Annotated in this window: 21 protein-coding genes; 13 read left to right on the top strand and 8 right to left on the bottom strand. The window is 65.3% G+C overall.

The window, feature by feature from the left end; all coding sequences use genetic code 11:
- Positions 1–110: 110 nt before the first annotated feature.
- The 5 genes from ACRCSW_RS08575 to lpdA all read left to right on the top strand — a co-directional run bounded on the left by ACRCSW_RS08575 (position 111) and on the right by lpdA (position 3,844).
- On the top strand, positions 111–629 hold the full coding sequence (locus ACRCSW_RS08575; protein ID WP_438704228.1) for a hypothetical protein: 519 nt from the start codon (positions 111–113) through the stop codon (positions 627–629).
- Positions 630–642: 13 nt separating this feature from the next.
- Positions 643–1,611, top strand: a complete 969-nt coding sequence (locus ACRCSW_RS08570; RefSeq protein WP_438704227.1) for a glycosyltransferase family 2 protein — start codon at positions 643–645, stop codon at positions 1,609–1,611.
- On the top strand, positions 1,611–1,982 hold the full coding sequence (locus ACRCSW_RS08565; protein WP_438704225.1) for a hypothetical protein: 372 nt from the start codon (positions 1,611–1,613) through the stop codon (positions 1,980–1,982). The genes ACRCSW_RS08570 and ACRCSW_RS08565 overlap by 1 nt, the downstream gene beginning before the upstream one ends.
- Positions 1,979–2,374 (top strand): MAPEG family protein, encoded by a 396-nt coding sequence (locus ACRCSW_RS08560; RefSeq protein WP_438704224.1) that lies wholly within the window; start codon positions 1,979–1,981, stop codon positions 2,372–2,374. Before ACRCSW_RS08565 ends, ACRCSW_RS08560 begins: the two co-directional genes overlap by 4 nt.
- Positions 2,375–2,455: 81 nt before the next feature.
- On the top strand, positions 2,456–3,844 hold the full coding sequence (gene lpdA, locus ACRCSW_RS08555) for a dihydrolipoyl dehydrogenase (protein ID WP_438704222.1): 1,389 nt from the start codon (positions 2,456–2,458) through the stop codon (positions 3,842–3,844).
- 98 nt (positions 3,845–3,942) lie between these two features.
- On the opposite strand, the gene ACRCSW_RS08550 is transcribed toward lpdA, so the two are convergent.
- Positions 3,943–4,668: a serine/threonine protein phosphatase gene (locus ACRCSW_RS08550; RefSeq protein WP_438704220.1), complete on the bottom strand. Its 726-nt coding sequence runs from the start codon at positions 4,666–4,668 to the stop codon at positions 3,943–3,945.
- Positions 4,669–4,772: 104 nt separating this feature from the next.
- Positions 4,773–5,711 (bottom strand): hydroxymethylbilane synthase, encoded by a 939-nt coding sequence (hemC, locus tag ACRCSW_RS08545; RefSeq protein WP_438704218.1) that lies wholly within the window; start codon positions 5,709–5,711, stop codon positions 4,773–4,775.
- A gap of 89 nt (positions 5,712–5,800) precedes the next feature.
- On the opposite strand from hemC, the gene hemE reads away from it, so the two are divergent.
- Both hemE and ACRCSW_RS08535 read left to right on the top strand, forming a co-directional pair.
- Positions 5,801–6,832 (top strand): uroporphyrinogen decarboxylase, encoded by a 1,032-nt coding sequence (hemE, locus tag ACRCSW_RS08540; RefSeq protein ID WP_438704216.1) that lies wholly within the window; start codon positions 5,801–5,803, stop codon positions 6,830–6,832.
- Positions 6,832–7,725: an EamA family transporter gene (locus ACRCSW_RS08535; RefSeq protein WP_438704215.1), complete on the top strand. Its 894-nt coding sequence runs from the start codon at positions 6,832–6,834 to the stop codon at positions 7,723–7,725. The genes hemE and ACRCSW_RS08535 overlap by 1 nt, the downstream gene beginning before the upstream one ends.
- Positions 7,726–7,910: 185 nt before the next feature.
- Here the strand turns inward: ACRCSW_RS08535 and ACRCSW_RS08530 are convergent, their stop codons facing one another.
- The 6 genes from ACRCSW_RS08530 to argB form a co-directional block, all read right to left on the bottom strand.
- Complete coding sequence (locus ACRCSW_RS08530; protein ID WP_438704213.1) at positions 7,911–9,434, bottom strand: cryptochrome/photolyase family protein; 1,524 nt, start codon at positions 9,432–9,434, stop codon at positions 7,911–7,913.
- Positions 9,428–10,087 carry an SDR family NAD(P)-dependent oxidoreductase gene (locus tag ACRCSW_RS08525; protein WP_438704212.1) on the bottom strand — a complete coding sequence of 220 codons (660 nt, stop codon included), beginning with the start codon at positions 10,085–10,087 and terminating at the stop codon, positions 9,428–9,430. The genes ACRCSW_RS08530 and ACRCSW_RS08525 overlap by 7 nt, the downstream gene beginning before the upstream one ends.
- Positions 10,088–10,277: 190 nt before the next feature.
- Complete coding sequence (locus ACRCSW_RS08520) at positions 10,278–10,781, bottom strand: SixA phosphatase family protein (protein ID WP_438704210.1); 504 nt, start codon at positions 10,779–10,781, stop codon at positions 10,278–10,280.
- A complete protein-coding gene (locus ACRCSW_RS08515; RefSeq protein WP_438704208.1) occupies positions 10,778–11,428 on the bottom strand; it encodes a ferredoxin in 651 nt (216 codons plus the stop codon). The genes ACRCSW_RS08520 and ACRCSW_RS08515 overlap by 4 nt, the downstream gene beginning before the upstream one ends.
- Positions 11,407–12,198: a sterol desaturase family protein gene (locus tag ACRCSW_RS08510; protein WP_438704206.1), complete on the bottom strand. Its 792-nt coding sequence runs from the start codon at positions 12,196–12,198 to the stop codon at positions 11,407–11,409. Before ACRCSW_RS08510 ends, ACRCSW_RS08515 begins: the two co-directional genes overlap by 22 nt.
- A gap of 170 nt (positions 12,199–12,368) precedes the next feature.
- A complete protein-coding gene (gene argB / locus ACRCSW_RS08505; RefSeq protein ID WP_438704204.1) occupies positions 12,369–13,268 on the bottom strand; it encodes an acetylglutamate kinase in 900 nt (299 codons plus the stop codon).
- A 103-nt stretch (positions 13,269–13,371) separates the two neighbouring features.
- Here argB and ACRCSW_RS08500 point away from each other — a divergent pair, with 103 nt between their 5' ends.
- The 6 genes from ACRCSW_RS08500 to yihA all read left to right on the top strand — a co-directional run bounded on the left by ACRCSW_RS08500 (position 13,372) and on the right by yihA (position 19,996).
- Positions 13,372–14,103 (top strand): SDR family NAD(P)-dependent oxidoreductase, encoded by a 732-nt coding sequence (locus ACRCSW_RS08500; protein ID WP_438704202.1) that lies wholly within the window; start codon positions 13,372–13,374, stop codon positions 14,101–14,103.
- Positions 14,104–14,157: 54 nt separating this feature from the next.
- Entirely contained in the window at positions 14,158–15,024 is an 867-nt protein-coding gene (ttcA, locus tag ACRCSW_RS08495; RefSeq protein WP_438704201.1) for a tRNA 2-thiocytidine(32) synthetase TtcA, read from the top strand.
- 76 nt (positions 15,025–15,100) lie between these two features.
- On the top strand, positions 15,101–16,588 hold the full coding sequence (locus ACRCSW_RS08490; RefSeq protein WP_438704200.1) for an EAL domain-containing protein: 1,488 nt from the start codon (positions 15,101–15,103) through the stop codon (positions 16,586–16,588).
- Between the two features lie 179 nt (positions 16,589–16,767).
- Complete coding sequence (yidC, locus tag ACRCSW_RS08485; RefSeq protein ID WP_438704198.1) at positions 16,768–18,600, top strand: membrane protein insertase YidC; 1,833 nt, start codon at positions 16,768–16,770, stop codon at positions 18,598–18,600.
- Positions 18,597–19,355, top strand: a complete 759-nt coding sequence (locus tag ACRCSW_RS08480) for an MOSC domain-containing protein (RefSeq protein ID WP_438704197.1) — start codon at positions 18,597–18,599, stop codon at positions 19,353–19,355. The genes yidC and ACRCSW_RS08480 overlap by 4 nt, the downstream gene beginning before the upstream one ends.
- Positions 19,346–19,996, top strand: a complete 651-nt coding sequence (yihA, locus tag ACRCSW_RS08475; protein WP_438704196.1) for a ribosome biogenesis GTP-binding protein YihA/YsxC — start codon at positions 19,346–19,348, stop codon at positions 19,994–19,996. Before ACRCSW_RS08480 ends, yihA begins: the two co-directional genes overlap by 10 nt.
- Positions 19,997–20,275 lie beyond the last annotated feature (279 nt).

The following is a 20,275-nucleotide window of genomic DNA, read 5'->3' as shown; positions in this document are numbered from 1 at the left end:
AGATTTGGGCATTGCTTCGAGCCGTATCGAGAGCAAAGCAAAACCGACTTCGACCAGCCCAGTAGGGTGCGCTACAGCGCGCCCTACAACACTCCTACCCCGGACCCCACATGACCCACTCCACCCCCACCGCCGCCCCAAGCACCACCCCACCCCCACGTGGGGAGGGGCCGGGGGTGGGGGGCCGTCCGACCCGTAGGGTGCCCATTCATGGCGCACCGTTGTTGGGCGCACCACTCCTCATCGCCCTCCTCCTCGCCACCCCCACCCTCGCCCAGATCATCCCCACCGGCTCCCCCACCGCCGATATCCTGCTGACCACCGCCATCACCGAACAACGCGTCTTCCTCACCTGCTCCTCGCTCGACGCCACCTCCCACCCGCTCATCGTCAAGGGCTGGCTCCGGGACACTCAGGCCGCCATCACGACCCTCAAAGCCAACAACGTCCCGCCCGAGGCCATTGCGGCCTTCACCGAAGCCGCGAAGGTCGAAAACGTCCTCCCTGCGCCCGACACGCCCTACTCCGACGTCAAGGCCCTCTGCGACGCCAACCCCGACTGGCAGGCCACCCTGGCCCAGCTCAACTTCACCCTCCTCGAACTCAGGCTGCCCGAGGCCTTCGAATGACCGGGACCCGCCGATGATGCCTGCCCAGCCGCCCGTGGCCCTTGCCAGCTCCATGCGGAACGAGGGGATCCACATCCTCGAATGGCTGGCCTACCACCGGGTCATCGGCTTCGGCCCCATTGTCATCTGCACGAACGATTGCGACGACGGCTCTGACCGCTTGCTCGACCTCCTCGCGGACCACGGCGAAGTCGACCACCTCCGGAACCCCGTGCCCCAGGGCGAACCGCCGCAAAAGCACGGCATCGCCCGCGCCATGGCCCATCTCGAAACCACCCCCGCCGAATGGCTCGCCCATCTCGACAGCGACGAGTTCCTGAACATCGCCCCCGGCGCGGCCCCGGTGGCCGACCTGATCGCCCGCGCCGACGACGCGCATGCCATCGCCCTCCCCTGGCTTTGCTTCGGCGACAACGGCCATGCCGAATGGCCAGGCGAAACGCTCCGCGCCTTCACGGCTTGCGAGGCGGCGATCGACGAAGAGACCGTCAAGTTCAAGTCACTCTTCCGCTTCCGCGCCTTTGCCGCAGCCTCCGACCACATGCCCACGGCCCCCCGGATCGACGCCCCCCTTGCGGTCAATTCCGCCGGCGAGCCGCTTTCCTCCGCACCCCTCCACGGCAAGCCCCGCTCACGCTACAGCCCGATCGGCGCGGCAATGCGGGGTGGGGCGGTCGTCAACCACTACGCCGTCCGCTCCACTGACGTGTTCCTCCTGAAGAACGAACGCGGGCGCGGGTGGGGCCTACCGTCCGACAAATACCAGATCGGATCGAAGTGGCACCGCCGCGCCAACCGCAACGACCGGCAGGACCGCACGGTCCTCCGCCGCTGGCCCGAGGTTGAGGCCGAACTGACCCGCCTCCGCGCGCTCCCCGGCATCGCTCAGGCCGAAGCGGCCTGCATCGCGTGGTTCCAGGATCGCCGCAAGACGCTGATCACCCCCGAAACCATCCGCCTCTGGACCAAAGGTGCTGCCTGATGACCACCGCTCGTGCGCATGCTTTCCCGTTGGCCGTTCTCGCCGCCCGGGTGATGGCCTGGGCGCTGCTCGCGATCGGCATCGTCGGGGGCGGCGCATGGGTCATCAGACACGGACCGGGACCGGGCTTCAGCCTTATGGCTGGCAATGCTGTAGAGGCGCTAGTCCTGTTTGCCTTCGCATACTTCCTGCGGAAAGGTTCAGCGATCGCCGCAATCCTCTTTGGATTCTGGTGTCTCTGGGGCTTGCTGCAGTCGTTTGCGGGGGCGGCTGATCCTATCGTCTTCGCAGTCCTCTACGCGCTTGGTATCCTGAACTTCATCGGCATCGCCGGTGTGGTGAAAGGCTTCACCTCAAAGGCACCTTCATGACCCCCGAGCTCACTGCCCTCGCCCTTGCGGGCCTTCTGCAAGCCGTCCAGTTCACCCTCTTCGCCATCCCCGCGAACCGAGAGCTTGGCGTCGGCTACACCTCGTCCCCCCGCGACTACCCCGCGTCGCGCCAGCTCTCCACCCGGACCGGCCGCATGCAGCGCGCGCTCAACAACCATTTCGAAGCGCTCATCCTCTTCACCATTGCGGTGGTCGTCGTCACGCTTGGCAACCAGTCCACCACGGTCACCCAATACGCCGCCTGGGCCTACCTTGCGGCCCGCGTCCTATACATTCCTGCCTATGCCTTCGGCTGGCGCCCTTGGCGTTCGGCGATCTGGAGCATAGGTTTCTTCGCGACCCTGACGATGATCGTGGCAGCGCTGATATAGGCTTTCTCTTCTGAAAATATCCCACGGGGGTCCGGGGGGGTGAAACCCCCGGTTCCCGACCGAAACCAAAGGAACCGACCCATGGCAGAGTTTGACGCAATCATCATCGGTGCCGGCCCCGGCGGCTATGTGGCGGCCATCCACGCAGCACAGCTTGGCCTGAACGTGGCCTGCGTCGAGGGGCGCGAGACGCTTGGCGGCACCTGCCTCAACATCGGCTGCATCCCCTCGAAGGCGCTCCTCCACGCGACACACCTCCTTCACGAAACCCATGAGAACTTCGAGAAAATGGGGCTGATAGGGGCAAACCCGAAGGTCGATTGGGCCAGGATGCAGGCCTACAAGGCCGACGTCGTGGGCCAGAACACCAAGGGGATCGAGTTCCTGTTCAAGAAGAACAAGGTCACCTGGCTGAAAGGCTGGGCCACTATTCCCGCCCCCGGTCAGGTCAAGGTGGGCGATACGGTCCACAGCGCGAAGAACATAGTGATCGCAACGGGGTCCGAGCCATCAACCCTCCCCGGCGTGACGGTTGACGAGGAAACGGTCGTCACCTCTACCGGCGCTTTGACCTTGGGGAAGATCCCGAAAACCATGGTGGTGATCGGCGCGGGCGTCATCGGGCTGGAAATGGGCTCGGTCTATGCCCGCCTTGGCACCGAGGTGACCGTCGTCGAATACCTGGACGCGATCACCCCCGGCATGGACGCCGAGGTCGCGAAAAGCTTCCAGCGCATCCTGCAGAAGCAGGGCCTGAAGTTCGCCCTCGGCGCCGCCGTACAGTCCGTCAGCAAGACGAAGAAGGGCGCGACCGTGGCCTACAAGCTGCGCAAGGACAACTCGGACGCCAACCTCGAGGCCGATGTCGTCCTGGTTGCCACCGGGCGCAAACCTTACACGGCAAGACTGGGGCTGGAGGCCCTGAGCGTCGAAATGGGCCCACGCGGAACGGTGAAGACGGATGATCACTTTCAGACCAATGTCAAAGGCCTCTACGCCATCGGCGATGCGGTCGCAGGCCCGATGCTCGCCCACAAGGCCGAAGACGAAGGGATGGCGGTCGCCGAGATCATGGCCGGGAAACATGGCCATGTGAACTATGGCGTCATCCCCGGCGTGATCTACACGACTCCCGAGGTCGCCAATGTCGGCAAGACCGAAGAGCAGCTGAAAGAGGAAGGCATCGCCTACAAGGTCGGCAAGTTCCCCTTCATGGGCAACGCGCGCGCCAAGGCCGTCTTCCAGGCCGAGGGCTTCGTGAAGCTGATCGCCGACGCCGCGACCGACCGCATCCTCGGCTGCCACATCATCGGCCCCATGGCGGGCGATCTGATCCACGAGGTCTGCGTGGCCATGGAATTCGGTGCCTCGGCGCAGGACCTGGCACTTACCTGCCACGCCCATCCCACCTGGTCCGAAGCCGTGCGCGAGGCCGCCCTCGCCTGCGGCCTCGGCGCGATCCACGCCTGAACTGCCGCTCGTCGATGACTTCGTCACTCCTCGCTAGGGTTGGCCCCGACGAGAACCCCGCGAGGAGGAGACGAAGTCGAACGACGAGCAGCCCCGGCCTACCCCCGCCGCAACCGCGCCAAGGTAAGCCCGACCGCCCGCAACTCGCGGCTTTCCGGCTTCACCCGGACCAGACCCCGGGCGAGCCAGCCGAGAGGCGCCAGCCAGAAAGCCAGCCGCGCCGCCCGCTCCATCGCGCCGTCAGGCGAATTTATCGTATAGGCGTCCACCGCTGCATCCAGCCAGCGCCGGTCATCCGGCCATTGTGTAAAGGCTGTCTGCGCGAACATCAGCACGTCCGCAGCCTGCCATACACCACCGCGCCGTGCGTGCCTGAAGCGCTCAAGATCGATGAACCTGGCCTCCTGACCGTCCCAGCAGATGTCCCGCACTGCCGGGCGGCCGTGCACCATCCCGGCCCAATGCAGCAAGCCCAGGGCCCGCCCCGCCCGCGCGAAGGCCGCCAGCTTCTCGGCCTCGCTGCGCTTCGGGTCAGCGACGAGAACGGGCAACACCGGCCCAGCGTCCGGCATGACCACCCAGTCCGGCCCTTCCAGTGCCACGCCCGCAACTGGCAGCCCGGCCTTGGCCAGGGCATGCAGCCCTTCGCGCTCGGCCGCAAACGCCCGCGCTGGGTCCCCCTTCTGCAGCCGCATCCGACCCGACAGCCGCTCGACCCGCTTCAGCCAGAAGCGCCGCCCGTCCGGCATGTCGATGGCCCGGATCCGACTGGTCGGCTCGGCCAGGATGGCTTTCACGCTGCGTTCAAGTTCCAGATCGGACACGGGGGGCCACTCTCAGAAGATCGCCCCGCATGTAACCTTTTGACGACAGAATTGTAAGATGGCGTCCCTGCCTTGACAGCCCGCAAAGGCCAGACGCGCGATCCTCAGCCGAAGAACCCCGGCCCGGCCCGGCCCAGAAGCTCGTCCGCCAGCGCCCTGCCAAGAGCCGCGCCATCGCCGATAGTACCGCGCAACTCCCCCGCGACCGAGGCTGACCCGTCCGGCCGCAGGATTTCCCCCCGCAACCAAAGCTCACCGCCCTCCAGCACCGCCAGCCCGGCAATCGGCGTCTCGCAAGACCCGTCCAGCCGCGCGAGGAACCCCCGCTCCGCCGCCAGTCGCAGCCCCGTCTCCCGGTCATGCACCGCCGCCAGCATCCTGGCCACCCGCGCATCCGACACCCGCCGTTCCACGCCGATGGCACCCTGCGCCACCGCCGGAAGCATCTCCCCCGGTTCAATCGCCCCGCGCGCCATGCCGGCCACACCCAACCGCGTCAGCCCCGCCATCGCCAGGAACGTGGCATCCGCCACTCCCTCCTCCAGCTTCCGCATCCGCGTCTGCACGTTCCCCCGGAACTCCACCAGCTTCAGGTCGGGCCGCCGAACCAACAGCTGGGCCCGCCGCCGCAAGGATGACGACCCCACCACCGCCCCCTCCGGCAGCTCCGCAATCGACGCGAACCGGGGCGAGACAAACGCATCCCGCACATCCGCGCGCTTCAGATAGCAGTCCAGCACAAGCCCCTCGGGCTGCTGGGTCGGCATGTCCTTGGTCGAATGCACCGCAATGTCGATGCTCCCGTCCAGAAGCGCCTCTTCGATCTCGCGGGTGAAAAGCCCCTTCCCCCCGATCTCACGCAGCGCCTTGTCCTGGATCTGGTCGCCCGTGACCTTGATCACCACCACTTCAAACGCCGCTTCGGCCAGCCCGAAAGCCCCCATAAGACAGCGCCGCACCTCATGCGCCTGCCACAAGGCAAGCGGAGAGCCGCGGGTTCCGATCTTCAGGGCTTTGGCGGGGCTGGGCAGATCATCGCGCATGCGCAAGGCTTATCCCTGTCAGGCTTGGCTGACAACTCTTGACAACCCCGACCCCGCAGCCGACCCATGGACCCCAACGAAAAGAGGCTATGATGACCAAGACGATCCTGCGCACGCTGAAGGGCGAGGTGCTACCGACGCCCCCGGTCTGGATGATGCGACAGGCGGGCCGTTACCTGCCGGAGTACCGCGAGACCCGCGCCAAGGCGGGTGATTTCCTCTCGCTCTGCTACACTCCCGACCTCGCCGCCGAGGTCACCCTGCAACCGATCCGCCGCTACGGCTTTGACGCCGCAATACTTTTCGCCGACATCCTCCTTCTCCCCCAGGCCCTTGGCCCGAAGCTCTGGTTTGAACCGGGCGAGGGCCCGCGGATGGAAACCACCGACACCCCCGGCCAGGTCGCGAACCTCAAGCCGGTCGACGCGATCCACGAAACGCTTGGCCCCGTCTACGAAACCATCCGCATCCTCACCCGCGAGCTTCCCAAGGAGACCACCCTCATCGGCTTTGCGGGCGCCCCCTGGACCGTTGCCACCTACATGATCGCGGGCAAAGGCACCCCCGACCAGGCCGCCGCTCACAGACTGAAAGACGACCACCGCGCCACCTTCCAGGCCCTCATCGACCGGATCACCGACGCAACAGTCGAATACCTCTCCGCCCAGATCGACGCCGGGGTGGAGGTGGTCAAGCTCTTCGACAGCTGGGCCGGCAGCCTCAAAGGCCAGGACTTCCGCGATTTCGCCGAGGCCCCCGCCGCAAAGATCATCTCTGCCCTGAAAGCCCGCCACCCCACCGTGCCGATCATCGCGTTCCCGCGTGAGGCCGGTCCCGGCTACATCGGCTTTGCCCACCGCACCGGGGCTGACTGCGTGGCGATCGACAACTCCGTCAGCCCCGAATGGGCCGCCGCCAACGTCCAGATCGACGGCCCGGTGCAAGGCAACCTTGCCCCCGAACACATGGTCACCGGCGGCCAGGCCCTGATCGCCGCGACCCGCCATGTGGTCAAAGCCTTCTCGAAGGGCCCCCACATCTTCAACCTCGGCCACGGCATCACCCCCGAAGCGAGCCCCGACCACGTGCAACTGATGATCGAAACGATCCGGGGGAGGTGATGGCCGCCCTCGGCTGGGTCGCCGCCACCCTGATCGCCGCCGCAGCCCAGACCGCGCGCAATGCGACCCAGGCAAGCCTCACTCAGGCCATCGGCACTATCGGCGCCACTCAGGTCCGGTTCCTCTTCGGCCTGCCCTTCGCACTCCTGTTCCTCGCCCTCGTCGCGGGCTTCGGAGGTCAGCCCGTACCGCCGCTGACCCTCGAAGCCCTCGGCTTCGCGACCCTCGGCGCGCTTTCGCAGATCGCGGCCACCGCGCTGATGCTCCACACCATGAAGTCGCAGTCCTTCGCCGTCACCACCGCCTGGATCAAGACCGAACCCGTCCTCGTCGCCCTGATCGCCGCCGCCGTCCTTGGCGACCCGCTGACCCTGCCGATGCTCGCGGCCATCGCCATCGCCACTGCTGGGGTCATCCTGATGTCCGTGAAACCCGGCACCGAGTGGCGCGCCGCAGGCCCCGCACTGACCGGCCTCCTAGCCGGAGCCCTCTTCGGGCTGGCCGCCATCGGCTTTCGCGGCGGCATCCTGGCCCTCCCGACAGGAGATTTCCTGATCCGCGCCACCACGATCCTCGCCCTCAGCCTCGCCCTTCAGACCGCCATCCTGCTCGGCTGGATGCTTGCCTTCGACCGCAAGGCCCTCATCGCGTCCTTCGGCGTCTGGCGCAGCTCACTCGGCGCAGGCTTCCTTGGCGCCTTCGCCTCACAGTTCTGGTTCATCGGCTTTTCCCTGACCTCCGCCGCCAACGTCCGCACCCTGGCGCTCGTCGAGGTGATCTTCGCCCAAGCCGTCGCACGCTTCGTCTTCCACCAGCGCCTCACCGCCCGCCAGATGCTCGGCATGGCGGTGATAGTGCTGGGCGTCGCCCTCCTCCTGCGCAGCCAGGCCTAGACGCCCCGGCTTGCCGCTCGACAGACGCGCCAATCCGCTCCGCCACCACCCGCTTCAAATGACCCGTAGCGTGGGCTTCCACCCCACCACTCCCTGCCCCAAACCTTAACGCCCCCTTACGCGCTCAGATAACCCATTGATTTTAAATACCTCAAGAATTGACCCACCGTGGGTCAAGCGGGGCATCACACCACCGCCCCCGCCTCCAGCCGCGCGAGCACCCGCTCCGCACCCGCCAGAACCGCCTCCCGGTGCCCCCCGTCCATCCCGTCCCAAACCCGGTACATCTGCCCCATCCTGGGGTTCGCCTTGAACCGCTCCCGATGCCGATCCAGGAAGTGCCAGTAGAGCAGGTTGAACGGACACGCCCCCTCGCCCACCTTCTCCTTCACCCGATACTGGCACCCCCCGCAATGGTCGGACATCCGGTCGATATAGGCCCCGGAGGAGACATAGGGTTTCGACCCCAGAAGCCCACCATCGGCGAACTGGCTCATCCCCAACGTATTCGGCGCCTCGACCCACTCGAAGGCGTCGACATAGACCGAAAGATACCATTCATGCACCGCCGCCGGGTCAACCCCGGCCAGCAAAGCAAAGTTCCCCGTCACCATCAGCCGCTGGATATGGTGGGCATAGGCCAGGTCCCGCGTCTGCCCGACTGCCGCCTTCATGCAGGCCATCCCCGTCTCGCCGCCCCAGTAGACCGCCGGCAAGGCCCGGGAATGCCCCAGCGCGTTCCGCTCCAGATACGACGGCCCGGTCAAGACCCAGATGCCCCGCACATATTCCCGCCAGCCGAGCACCTGCCGGACGAACCCCTCCGCCGCCGCAATCGGCACCTTGCCAGCCTTCCAGGCGTCCTCCACAGCACGGCAAACCTCCATCGGCCCCAGAAGCCCGAGGTTCAGGTAGGGCGAGATCACCGCATGGCTGAGGAACGGCTCCCCCTCCAGCATCGCATCCTGCTCTTCGCCAAAGCGGGGCAGCCGGTCCCCAATGAACTCAGCCAGCGCCGCCAACGCCCCCGCCCGATCAGTCGCCCAGCGAAACGGCCTCAGCCGCCCGAAATGCGAGAACCGCGCCTCGACCAGATCGAGCACCTCCTCCACCACCGCATCCGGCGCAAAATCGCGGGGTCGGGGACGAAGAAGATCGGCCTTCGCCGCCTTCCTGTTCTCATGGTCAAAGTTCCACTGCCCCCCGGCGGGCTGATCACCGTCCATCAGAAGCCCGGTCTTCCGCCGCATCTCGCGGTAGAACCACTCCATCCTTAGCTGCTTGCGCCCCTCGGCCCAGACCGCGAACTCGGCCTCCGAGCAGAGGAACCGGTCATCCGCCAAGACCTGCACCGGCAAAGGCAGGGCTTCGAGATCCCGCAGAACCCGCCACTCGCCGGGCTTGGTCGCCAGAACCTCGCCCGCCCCAAACTCCGCAGCCCGGCGCAGAAGCTCACCGGAAATCGTCTGTGAGTTCTCGGGATCATCCAGCAGCGAATAGGCCACCTGCCAACCCTCGGCCAGCAAACCAGCGGCAAACTTCCGCATCGCCGACAGGATGAGGGCGATCTTCTGGGGGTGATGGGGAACGGATGTCCCCTCGCCCATCACCTCGGCCATCACTACCAAGTCGCACGCCTTATCCGCCGCCCGCAAGGCCGCCACGTCAGGGGTAAGCTGGTCGCCCAGGACCAGAACCAGCCTCACCAAGGGACGACCTCGCCTTTCCAGTCGAAGAACCCGCCGCTGTCAGAAGGCGCCAACCTGTCCAGCACGGCCAGCAGGTTCGCCGCCGCAACCGTCGGCGACACCGTCGGATGCCCGGCCCGCTGCTCCGGGGCCAAGCCGGTTTCGACCGTTCCCGGATGCAACGCCACAAGTACCGACTGCGGATGCGTCCGCTTGGCCTCGATCGCCGCCGTGTGGACCAACTGGTTCAGTGCCGCTTTCGCCGTACGATAGCCATACCAGCCGCCCAAAGCGTTGTCCCCGATCGACCCCACCCGTGCCGACAGGACCGCCAGCCGCGAAACCCGGTCGCGCGGCATGAGCCGCAGGGCGTGTTTCAAGACCAGCGCCGGGCCGATGGTATTGACCGCGAACTGTGCCGCCAGCCCCCCAGCCGTGACGGCCTTCAGCGTCTTCTCCGGCCCGACACCGCCGATCACGAGTGCCCCAGTCGCCACCACAATCAGATCGAACGACCCCTCCAGCGCCCCCAGCAGCCGCGCGACCGAGGCCTCATCCGCAATGTCCAGCTCATCGTCCCGGCGCGAGAGCCCGATCACGTCGGCCCGGCCGTGAAGCGCGGCTTTCAAGGCCCTGCCGATCCCGCCCGAAGAGCCAATTACCAATGCCCGCATGATACCCCCACGCCCCAGACATGTGAGGTAGTTCGGCAGGCTCAGAGGGCCAGAAGTCGGGAAGTCAGGTCAAGCACTGGGTGGGGTTCCACCCGACCGCGAGCCGCGCTCAGAGGTTAACGTCAGTCTAACGGTCACATGCAAGCTATTGAAATACCTGCAGTCGAAAAGCTGGGCACCGTGCCCAAGTTCAGGCCACGATCTCCCTCGGCACGATGAAATCGACCATGACACCGGTCCCGAAGGCCACCTGACTCCAGTCTGTCAGATCAAAATCCACCACCAGCGTGGCCCCCGTCGGGTAGCGGGCAAACTCCGGGTTCGAGGGTGGGTGGGCCACCAGCCGGGCCGCGAACTCGGCGATGCCGGGGTTGTGGCCGATCATCATCACCGTATCAGCCGTCGCATGGCGGAGGACCGCCATCATCACATCCGGCCCCGCATGATAAAGCGCGGGCTTCAGTTCCAGGACCGGCGTTCCCGGCAGCGCGGGGGCGATGCCGGAAAAGGTCTTCCGGGTCCGAAGCGCGTCCGAGCAGAGCACCTCTCCGGGTACATAGTCGCGCGAGGCCAGCCACTGCCCCAGATCCGCCGCCGCAGCCTTGCCGCGGTCGTTCAGCGGGCGGTCGTGGTCCGGGGTCATCGGGTCGTCCCAAGCCGATTTCGCGTGCCGCGTCAGGATCAACCGCTTCATCTGTGGAACTGCCCCATGTGGTAGGCCGACTGTTCCAGCAGTCTTGCATAGGACTGCGACACCGGGCAAGCGCGGCGAACCAGACAGCCGCCAGCCATGCAGTCCTGCCCCTCGGGCCGATCGAGGAACGCGTGACAGCGGGGCACATCGTATCCCGCCGCGGTCAGCGCCTCGGCCGGGCAGGCGGTCAGGCAGGGGGCGGGACAGGTGTCACAGGGGCGCGGCGCGGCGGGCGGCAGGTCCAGCACCTCTTTCAGCGCCAGCGCTCCCCTGAAGCTGACCATCAGGCCCTGCCGGGCATGCACCAGAAGCCTGACCGGGCTCTCCCAGACCCTGCCGGTCCGCAGCGCCCATTGGTAGAACGGGTGATACGGCGGCCCGCCAAAAGGAAAGAGCGCCTTCGCCCCGAGATCACAAGCCAGCCGCCCGATTACCCGGCGAGACCAGCGGTCGACAGGATCAGGCTGGCCGTCCCATTCGGGTTGCGACGTCAGATGCGCCCAGAAGCCGGGTTCCCTGGGGCCGAGGAGGAGCAGCGTTCTTGTGCCCTTGGGAAAGCCGCCTTCGCCCTCGGCAACCGCAAGACCGCCCAGAACCTCAAGCCGCTCGGGCGCCAGCCGCGCCTCTATCGCTGGAAGGGAAGCCACAGCACCCACGCGAGTTTCGTCGGTCGTTCGTCCTGCCATTCAAGCCCAACAGTCATTCCGTCATGCCCCTCCGCCGGTTTACCACGGTATGTGCGGAAGATCCGGTCCCAAAGCGACAAGGCAAAGCCATAGTTGCTGTCATGCTCGTATCTGTGGACGGAATGATGGATGCGGTGCATGTCCGGAGTGACCAGGATCAGGCGAAGGGGCCGGTCCAGCCAGCCGGGCAGCGCAAGGTTCGCGTGGTTGAACAGTGACGTGCCGCTGAGGATCAGCTCGAAGATCAGCACCGCAAGCGCCGATGGTCCCAGCAGATAGACCAGCCCGATCTTAAGGATCATCGACGCCAGTATCTCGACCGGATGGAACCGGAAGCCGGTCGTCACATCCATATCCCGGTCGGCATGGTGCACCCGGTGGAACCGCCAGAAAAGCGGGACCTTGTGGGTGATCAGATGCTGTGCCCAGATGGCGAGGTCGAGGATCAGGACTGAGACTACAAGCTCGATCCACGGGGGCCAGGCGGTCTGATTGAAAAGCCCCCAACCCATTCTCTCGGCATCGATTGCGGCCCCGATGGCGAGAAGCGGCAGCACAATCGCCAGCCCGCGCAGGGCGACTGTGTTCAATGCGGTCAGAGCAAGATTTGTCATCCACCGCAAGCCGCGCGGCAGGTTGCGTTTGCGGCGCGGGGCAAAGGTCTCCAGACCCGCGAAAACGGCAAAGAGCAAAAGAAACACTCCGCCCCGCAACATCAGTTCGTTCGGCATACCGTCCGCCCCCGGCAGCGGTGTCGGGCAATGGCCGAAGACGCCGCTAGATCCGACTCATACATGCATTCGCGCGGCGCGGTTAATCAACTCAGCGGCAGACGCACATGGAGATGGGAAGACACTAGGAAGAACTCTGCCGTCTCATTGCGTTGACGCGGCGCCGGCTTTCAGCGACGGACATGCGGTTTGACGCGTGGCTCGGTAGATCGAATCTGGCTCCCGGCACCGTGGTCGGTGAAAAGCTCCAGAAGGCAGGCGTTGGGGACCTTGCCGTCCAGGATCGTAACTGCCCGCGTCCCCGCGTCGAGCGCCATGAGCGCGGTTTCGGTCTTTGGGATCATCCCGCCCGAAATCACGCCGTCCTTGGTCATCTGGCGGATTTCCTCGGGCGTGATCTGGGTCATCACCCGCCCGCTGGCATCCTTGACGCCCGGCACGTCGGTCAGGAGGAGCAACCGGTCCGCCTGCAGGGCGCCCGCTATCGCCCCCGCCGCCGTGTCGCCGTTCACGTTGAAAGTTTCGTTGTCCTTCATTCCCGTCGCGACCGGAGCCACCACCGGGACGATCCCGGCCTTGTAAAGATCGCGCAGGACCTGGACATTCATCTCGATCGGCCGGCCGACATAGCCAAGCTCGGGGTCGTCGGCCTCGCAGACCATCAGGTCGTCGTCCTTACCCGAGATGCCGACGGCCCGGCCGCCCGCATCCATGATCGCCTGCACAATCCGCTTGTTGACGAGGCCCGAAAGGATCATCTCGACCACTTGCACGGTCGCCTTGTCCGTCACCCGCTTGCCGCGGACAAACTCCGACTTGATGCCCAGCTTGTCGAGCATCTCGTTTATCATCGGCCCACCGCCGTGGACCACGACCGGGTGCACGCCCACCTGCTTCATCAGCACGATATCACGGGCAAATTCGGCCATGGCTGCGTCATCGCCCATGGCGTTGCCGCCGAACTTCACCACCACCACCGCGCCCTCGAAGCGCTGCAGATAGGGAAGGGCCTCGGACAGCATCTTTGCGGTGGTGATTGCGTCTTGCATGGTCAGGGTCTGCTGCTTCATGGGGACCTCCATCTTGAAGGGCCGCATAAGGCTTTTCCACCCCCCTGCCAAGCCTTGCCTTCCCCGCAGGCGGGCGTAGCTTGTGACCGAAAGGAGGGCCGAGATGTCCGAGCAGAAGACCCTTGTCCTGACCGGAGCCAGCCGCGGGATCGGCCACGCCACTGTCAAACGCTTTTCAGCCGAGGGCTGGCGGGTGCTGACCTGCTCGCGCCAGCCCTTCGACCCCCGCTGCCCCTGGCCGGGGGGTGAGGAGAACCATATCGAGATCGACCTGGCGGACCCGAACAAGACGATTGCGGCCATCGAGACCATCAAGGCCAAGGTCGGCGGCCGGATCCATGCGCTGGTCAACAATGCCGGGATCAGCCCGAAGGGACCGGGCGGCGCGCGGCTGAACACCATGAGCACGGACCTGCGGACCTGGGGGCATGTGTTCCATGTGAACTTCTTTGCGCCCGTGATCCTGGCACGGGGCCTGAAGGACGAGCTCACTGCGACCAAGGGGTCGATCGTCAACGTGACGTCTATTGCGGGCGTTCGCGTCCACCCCTTCGCGGGCGCGGCCTACGCCACCTCGAAGGCAGCCCTCGCGGCACTGACGCGGGAAATGGCGCATGATTTCGGACCCCTGGGCGTCCGCGTCAACGCGATTGCGCCAGGGGAGGTCGAGACCTCGATCCTCTCGCCTGGAACCGACAAGATCGTCGAGAAGCTGCCGATGCAGCGTCTGGGTCAGCCGAAAGAGGTGGCCGATGTGATCTGGTTCCTGTGTTCGGATCAGTCGTCCTACATCTCGGGCGCCGAGATCGAGGTGAACGGGGCGCAGCACGTCTGACCTTTGCCCTTCGCCTCTGCCTCTGGCATAAGGGCGCATCCGAAGGGGCCGCCCATGCTAGACGAAGCCGACGATATCCATCCGCTCTTCCACGGCGCGCCGAAGGGGCTGGAGTTCCGCAAGCTTAGGAAGCGCCTGGTGCAGCAGGTGCGCGAGGCGATCGAGGCCTACGGGATGGCGAAGGCAGGCGAGCGCTGGCTTGTGTGCCTGTCGGGCGGCAAGGACAGCTACACGCTTCTGGCGGTGCTGCATGAACTGAAGTGGCGCGGGCTTCTGCCGGTGGACCTTCTGGCCTGCAACCTCGACCAGGGCCAGCCAGGCTTTCCGGCGACCGTTCTGCCCGAGTTCCTCACCCGTATGGGCGTGCCGCACCGGATCGAGTACCAGGACACCTATTCGGTCGTGATCGACAAGATCAAGCCGGGCGGAACGATGTGCTCCTTGTGCTCACGCCTGCGGCGGGGGAACCTTTACCGGATCGCACGCGAGGAGGGGTGTTCGACGGTCGTGCTGGGGCATCACCGCGATGACATTCTTGAGACGTTCTTCATGAACCTTTTCCACGGCGGGCGTCTGGCCAGCATGCCTCCACGGTTGTTGAACGAGGACGGCGATCTTTACCTGGCGCGGCCCTTGGCCTTCGTCGCCGAGGCGGATTGTGAGAAATTCGCGCAAGGCATGGGCTATCCGATCATTCCCTGCGACCTCTGCGGCAGCCAGGAAGGTCTGCAGCGGGCGCAAGTGAAGAAGCTGCTGAACGAGTGGGAGGCGCGGACGCCGGGACGTCGGCAGGTGATGTTCCGGGCGCTGATGAATGTGCGGCCCTCTCATTTGGCCGATCCGGCGCTTTTTGATTTCGCGGGCCTTACTGCCGCTCTGGCAGATAGCGACAATTCTCTGCAACTTTCGGGTGAGCGTTAAGGAACCCATCATGAACATCCGCCTAGCCTGACCCCCGAACCGCGGGCCAGTTGCCCGCTGACAGGGGGCGGCGGCCATGACTTTCGCTTTTCCACGGACGCAGGTCCATGCGCGGCACCTGACCGTCTTTCTGCCGCTCGTTGCCTTGGTGGCCTACTGGAGCGGCGGGGAGTTTGCTTTGGCCGCGCTGGCCGTTGCGCTGCCTCTGGGCTTTCTGCTTCTTGGTCGTGAGCAGCGCAAGAAGTTGCCCGAAGCCGTATCCGATGAGGTCATCGCCCGGCTGGATGCCACCCTGGCCGATATCGCTGCCAGAGCAGGGGCGACAGGGTGCTTTGTCATCCAGTTCGATGACCCCGCTCATCTTTGCCACCGGCTTGGGCGTACCCGGCAGTCCGAGCTTCTTGCCGCCTGTGTGGCGCGGCTGCGTGGTGCATTGCGACCCGGCGACATGCTTTTCACGCTGGAGGATGGCAGCCTGGCTGTCACTCTGGCCTCGACCCCGCGGCTTGACCTTGAGATCATGGTGCGGATCGCCGGGCGGCTGCATCTGGTAGTGCAGCAGCCGATGACTCTGGCGGGCGGCCCGATCCAGGTGACCTGTTCGATCGGCTTTTGCTTCGCCCAGCAATTGGCAAAGCCGAGCGGCCGGGCGCTTCTGGATGCGGCTCAGGTTGCCGGGGACGAGGCCGCGCGATACCGGCCAGGCGCCATCCGCGGCTTTTCGGCCGAGCTTGCGCGCGCACGGGCCGACCGTGACGCGCTCCGCGCCGGGTTCGCGGCTGCGGTCGAGCGGGGGGAGGTGCGGGCCTTCTTCCAGCCGCAGCTTTCCACCGACAGCGGCGAAGTGACGGGGGTAGAGGCGCTGGTCCGCTGGCTTCATCCCGACCGCGGTTGTCTTTCCCCGGGGGCCTTCCTGCCCGCCATCGAAGGGTCCGAGCTTATGGAGCTGTTGGGCCAGACCATGCTGACCCAATCCCTGGCTGCCATGGCCGAGTTCGACCGCAAGGGCCTGCGCATTCCAACCGTTGCCGTAAACTTCTCGGCTGAGGAGCTGCGTGACCCGCAACTGCCCGAGCGCCTGCGCTGGACGCTTGACCGCTTCCAGCTGGCCTCCTCGCGCCTGACAGTCGAAGTGCTGGAAACGGTCGTGGCTGGCGACGGGGACGAAATCATCGCTTCCAACATCTCTCGAATCGCCGCGATGGGCTGCGCGGTCGATCTTGATGACTTCGGGACCGGCAACGCCTCGATCACCGCGATCCGCCGCTTTGCGCTGAACCGGCTGAAGATCGACCGCAGCTTCGTGCGCGACATCGACCTCAACCGCGAGCAGCAGAAGCTTGTCACTGCCATTCTGTCACTGGCCGACCGGCTTGGGCTCGAGACCCTGGCCGAAGGGGTGGAAACGCCCGGCGAGCATGCGCTTCTGGCGCAACTTGGCTGCGGGCATGTGCAGGGCTACGTGATTGCGCGACCGATGCCGGTCGAGGAACTTGCACTCTGGCTGGTGTCGCATCGCGAAAGGCTGAGCACCGCATTGCGGATCGGCGTCAAGGCCAGGTGAGGCGGATGGGCCTAGTTGAGGGTCGGCCCGCAGGGTTGACCCGAAGGCGGGATTGGGCGGCGCGGGCTCGGCGTGATTTGATCGCCAGAGCCATTCAAACAGGGCGAATATGCTTGACCTTTCCCCGCCCCTGTCGTTGAAGCACCGCTGATCCGAATGGTCGGCATGGTGGTTGACGGATGGAAGAGCAGAACAACAAGAACCTGATCCTCGCGATGGTTCTTAGCGCCTTGGTGATGATCGTCTGGTTCGTGCTTTTCCCGCCGCCAGAGCCGCCCGCCCAGCCCGCTCAATCGACGGCTGCGAGCGAGGGGGCCGTCACGACGACCACCGCCGAACCCGAGCAGGGCCAGACCGAAGTTGCCCCGGTTCCGGAAGCCGCTCGCCTGAAGATCGAAACCGGAAAGCTTGCCGGTTCGCTGTCGCTCCGCGGCGGACGGATCGATGATCTTTCGCTGACGACCTATCGCGAGACGCTGGAGCCCGGTTCGCCCGAAGTGCGCCTGCTCTCTCCCGTAGGTGAGAACCTGTCCTACTACTCCGTCTTCGGCTGGCTGCCGGGAACCGGACTGCAAGCTGGCGATGTGCCGGACGCCAACACCGAATGGACGGCCGCAAGTGGCGACACCTTGACCACGGACAAGCCGGTGACCCTGCGCTGGTCGAACGGCAAGGGCCTGACGTTCGTCCGCGAGGTTTCGGTTGACGAGAACTTCATGTTCACGGTCACCGACAAGGTCGAAAACACCTCGGGGGCGGTTGTCAGCCTGCAACCCTATGGCATCGTTGCCCGCCACGGGCTGCCGAAACTCACCAACATCTTCGTCGTCCACGAAGGCGCAATCCAGCGGGCCGACGGCGAGCTGACCGAGACGGACTACGCCGACATCGCCGAGCTTGAAGTCAACGAGCGCGAGGGGCTGCCGGCCGAAGTGACCGAGGCTACGACCGATGGCTGGATCGGCTTCACCGACCATTACTGGATGACGACGCTCGTCCCCGAGCAGGGTAAGCCGTTCAAATCGGTACTGAAATACGTCCCGAACGCCGGCATCTATCAGGCAGAAGTGCGCCAACCCGTGGTCTCGCTTGATCCGGGCGCGACGGCGACCTCGACCATCCGCTTCTTCGCGGGGGCAAAGGAATGGGCCACGATCCGCGCTTATGAGAGAGAGGATGGGATCGCCGGCTTCATCGACTCGATCGATTGGGGCTGGTTCTACTTCCTCACGAAGCCGATCTTCGCCGTGCTGCACTGGCTAAACGCGCTCATCGGCAACATGGGCTGGGCCATCATTGCGCTGACGTTCGTTCTCAAGACCATCGTGCTGCCGCTGGCCTACAAATCCTACGTCTCGATGGCGCGGATGAAGGAGCTGCAGCCCGAGATGGAGGCGCTGAAAGAGCGCGCGGGCGAAGACAAGCAGAAGCTGCAGCGCGAGATGATGCAGCTTTACAAGGACAAGAAGGTGAACCCCGCCGCGGGCTGCCTGCCGATCCTGATCCAGATCCCGATCTTCTTCGCGCTTTACAAGGTGATCTTCGTCACGATCGAACTCCGCCACGCCCCGTTCTTCGGCTGGCTCACGGACCTTTCGGCCCCCGATCCGTCGTCGATCTTCAACTTCTTCGGGCTTCTGCCCTGGGACGCTCCGGTGCAGGGCACGATCCTGCATCTCATCTTCATCGGCATCCTGCCGATCCTTCTGGGCATCACGATGTGGCTGCAGCAGAAGCTGAACCCGGCGCCGACCGATCCGGTTCAGGCCTCGATCTTCGCCTGGATGCCGTGGGTCTTCATGTTCATGCTGGGCGGGTTTGCCAGCGGTCTGGTGGTCTACTGGATCACCAACAACACGATCACCTTCGTCCAGCAGTATCTGATCATGTGGAGTCATGGGAAACGCCCCGATATCTTTGGCAACATCCGGTCGGCGAAGGCTGCGAAGGCGGCTGCGAAATCCGCGCCGCCTCCACCGCCAACGCCAGCACCTAAGAAGGGCAAGAAGTGACGGCGCGGGTTGCGCATCTGGTCCGCCATCCGATCAAATCCGGCGGGTTCGAAACCGTGGATGAAGCCACGCTGACACCCGGCGCGGCTTTCCCGTTCGACCGGGTCTGGGCCGTGGCCCACGCCGCCGCCCGCCTGCCCGAACCGCCCGGCTGGGCGTCGAAGTTGCAGTTTCTGCGGGGCTGGGGCTCGTCCGAGCTGATGGCAGTCTCTTGCCGGTCGAACCCCGAGGCGGGGGAAGTCACGCTATCGCATCCACGCCGCCCGACGGAGACCTTCCGCCCTGACGATCCGACCGATTCTGTTCGTCTGATCAATTGGTTGCGCCCCCTCTGGCCGGAGAACCGCCCCGAACCCGCGCGCGTGATCCGGGTGCCGGGGCAGGCGATGACCGACCAGGACCAGCCGCTGATTTCGATCAACGGCCTTGCCTCGCTAGCCGATCTTGAGGGCCGGATGGGCCGGGAGCTTGGCATTCACCGCTGGCGCGGGAACATCTGGATCGAAGGTTGGGCGCCTTGGGCCGAACTGGAGATGATCGGGCAGGAGATTGCTATAGGCTCGGCCCGCCTGCGGGTCGAAGAGCCGATCGGGCGTTGCCGTGCGACGGGCGCGAACCCGATGACAGGCGTTCAGGATGCCGATACGATGGCGGCACTGGAAACCGCCTTTGGGCACACCGACTTCGGCGTCTTTGCCCGGGTGGTTGAGGGCGGCAAGGTCGCAACAGGCGATGAGGTGCGGCCATGCAGCTGACCTTCACTCTGGCGCCCGAACCGGACGACTGGTCCCGCGAGGCTGGCCGGCTTCTCTTTGCCGGGCCAGTGGACTTTGTGAAAGGCGTCACCGCCATGCCTGGCCTACCGCCTGCGGACCGGCAGGAGGTCTGCTTCGCAGGGCGATCGAATGTGGGTAAGTCCAGCCTTATCAACGCGCTGACCGGGCGCAAGAGTCTTGCCCGAGCCTCGAACACGCCGGGCCGGACACAAGAGATCAACTACTTCTCGCTGGGTGTGAGCCGCTATCTGGTGGACCTGCCCGGCTATGGTTTTGCGGAAGCGCCGGTGGCCGTGGTCGCCAAGTGGCAAGCGCTGCTGAAACAATACCTTGCGGGCCGCCAGACGCTGCGCCGGGCCTTTGTGCTGATCGATGCGCGGCATGGGGTCAAGGCGGTGGACGAGGAGATTCTGACGCTTCTCGACCGGTCGGCCGTTACCTTCCAGACGGTGCTGACGAAGGTCGACAAGATCCACGGGGATGAACGCGAGGCGGTGATCGAACAGGTCAAGGGCGCGCTGGCGAAGCATCCGGCGGCTTACCCGGAGATCGTGGTCACCAGCTCGGAAAAGGGCGAGGGGATCGAGACCCTACGCGCGCTGATCGCGACGCTGGAATAGCGCCTGCAGCTGATCCTCGGCCAATCGGAAAGCACGCGATCAACCCGTCCTTAACCCTGCCGCGCGGTGGGGTTAAGCGAAGGTGAACGAGAAAATCGCGATATCGAGAAGCGGGGGTTTATCAGGCCACCAAGCCTTTGAGAACGCTGTGTTAATCTTGCACCTTTCGAACAAGTTAATGATCTTGGTTCCGTCTTGTTTCCGTCTCTACCACGGCAGGGAAAGTTGGCGGTTAACCATAGTCCGCGAATCGATTGAGAGGACCTGCCCACCGGGCGA

This window comes from Tabrizicola sp., from assembly GCF_051645465.1.
GTDB lineage: Bacteria > Pseudomonadota > Alphaproteobacteria > Rhodobacterales > Rhodobacteraceae > Tabrizicola.
This window is presented reverse-complemented; position numbering and strand designations above follow the sequence as displayed.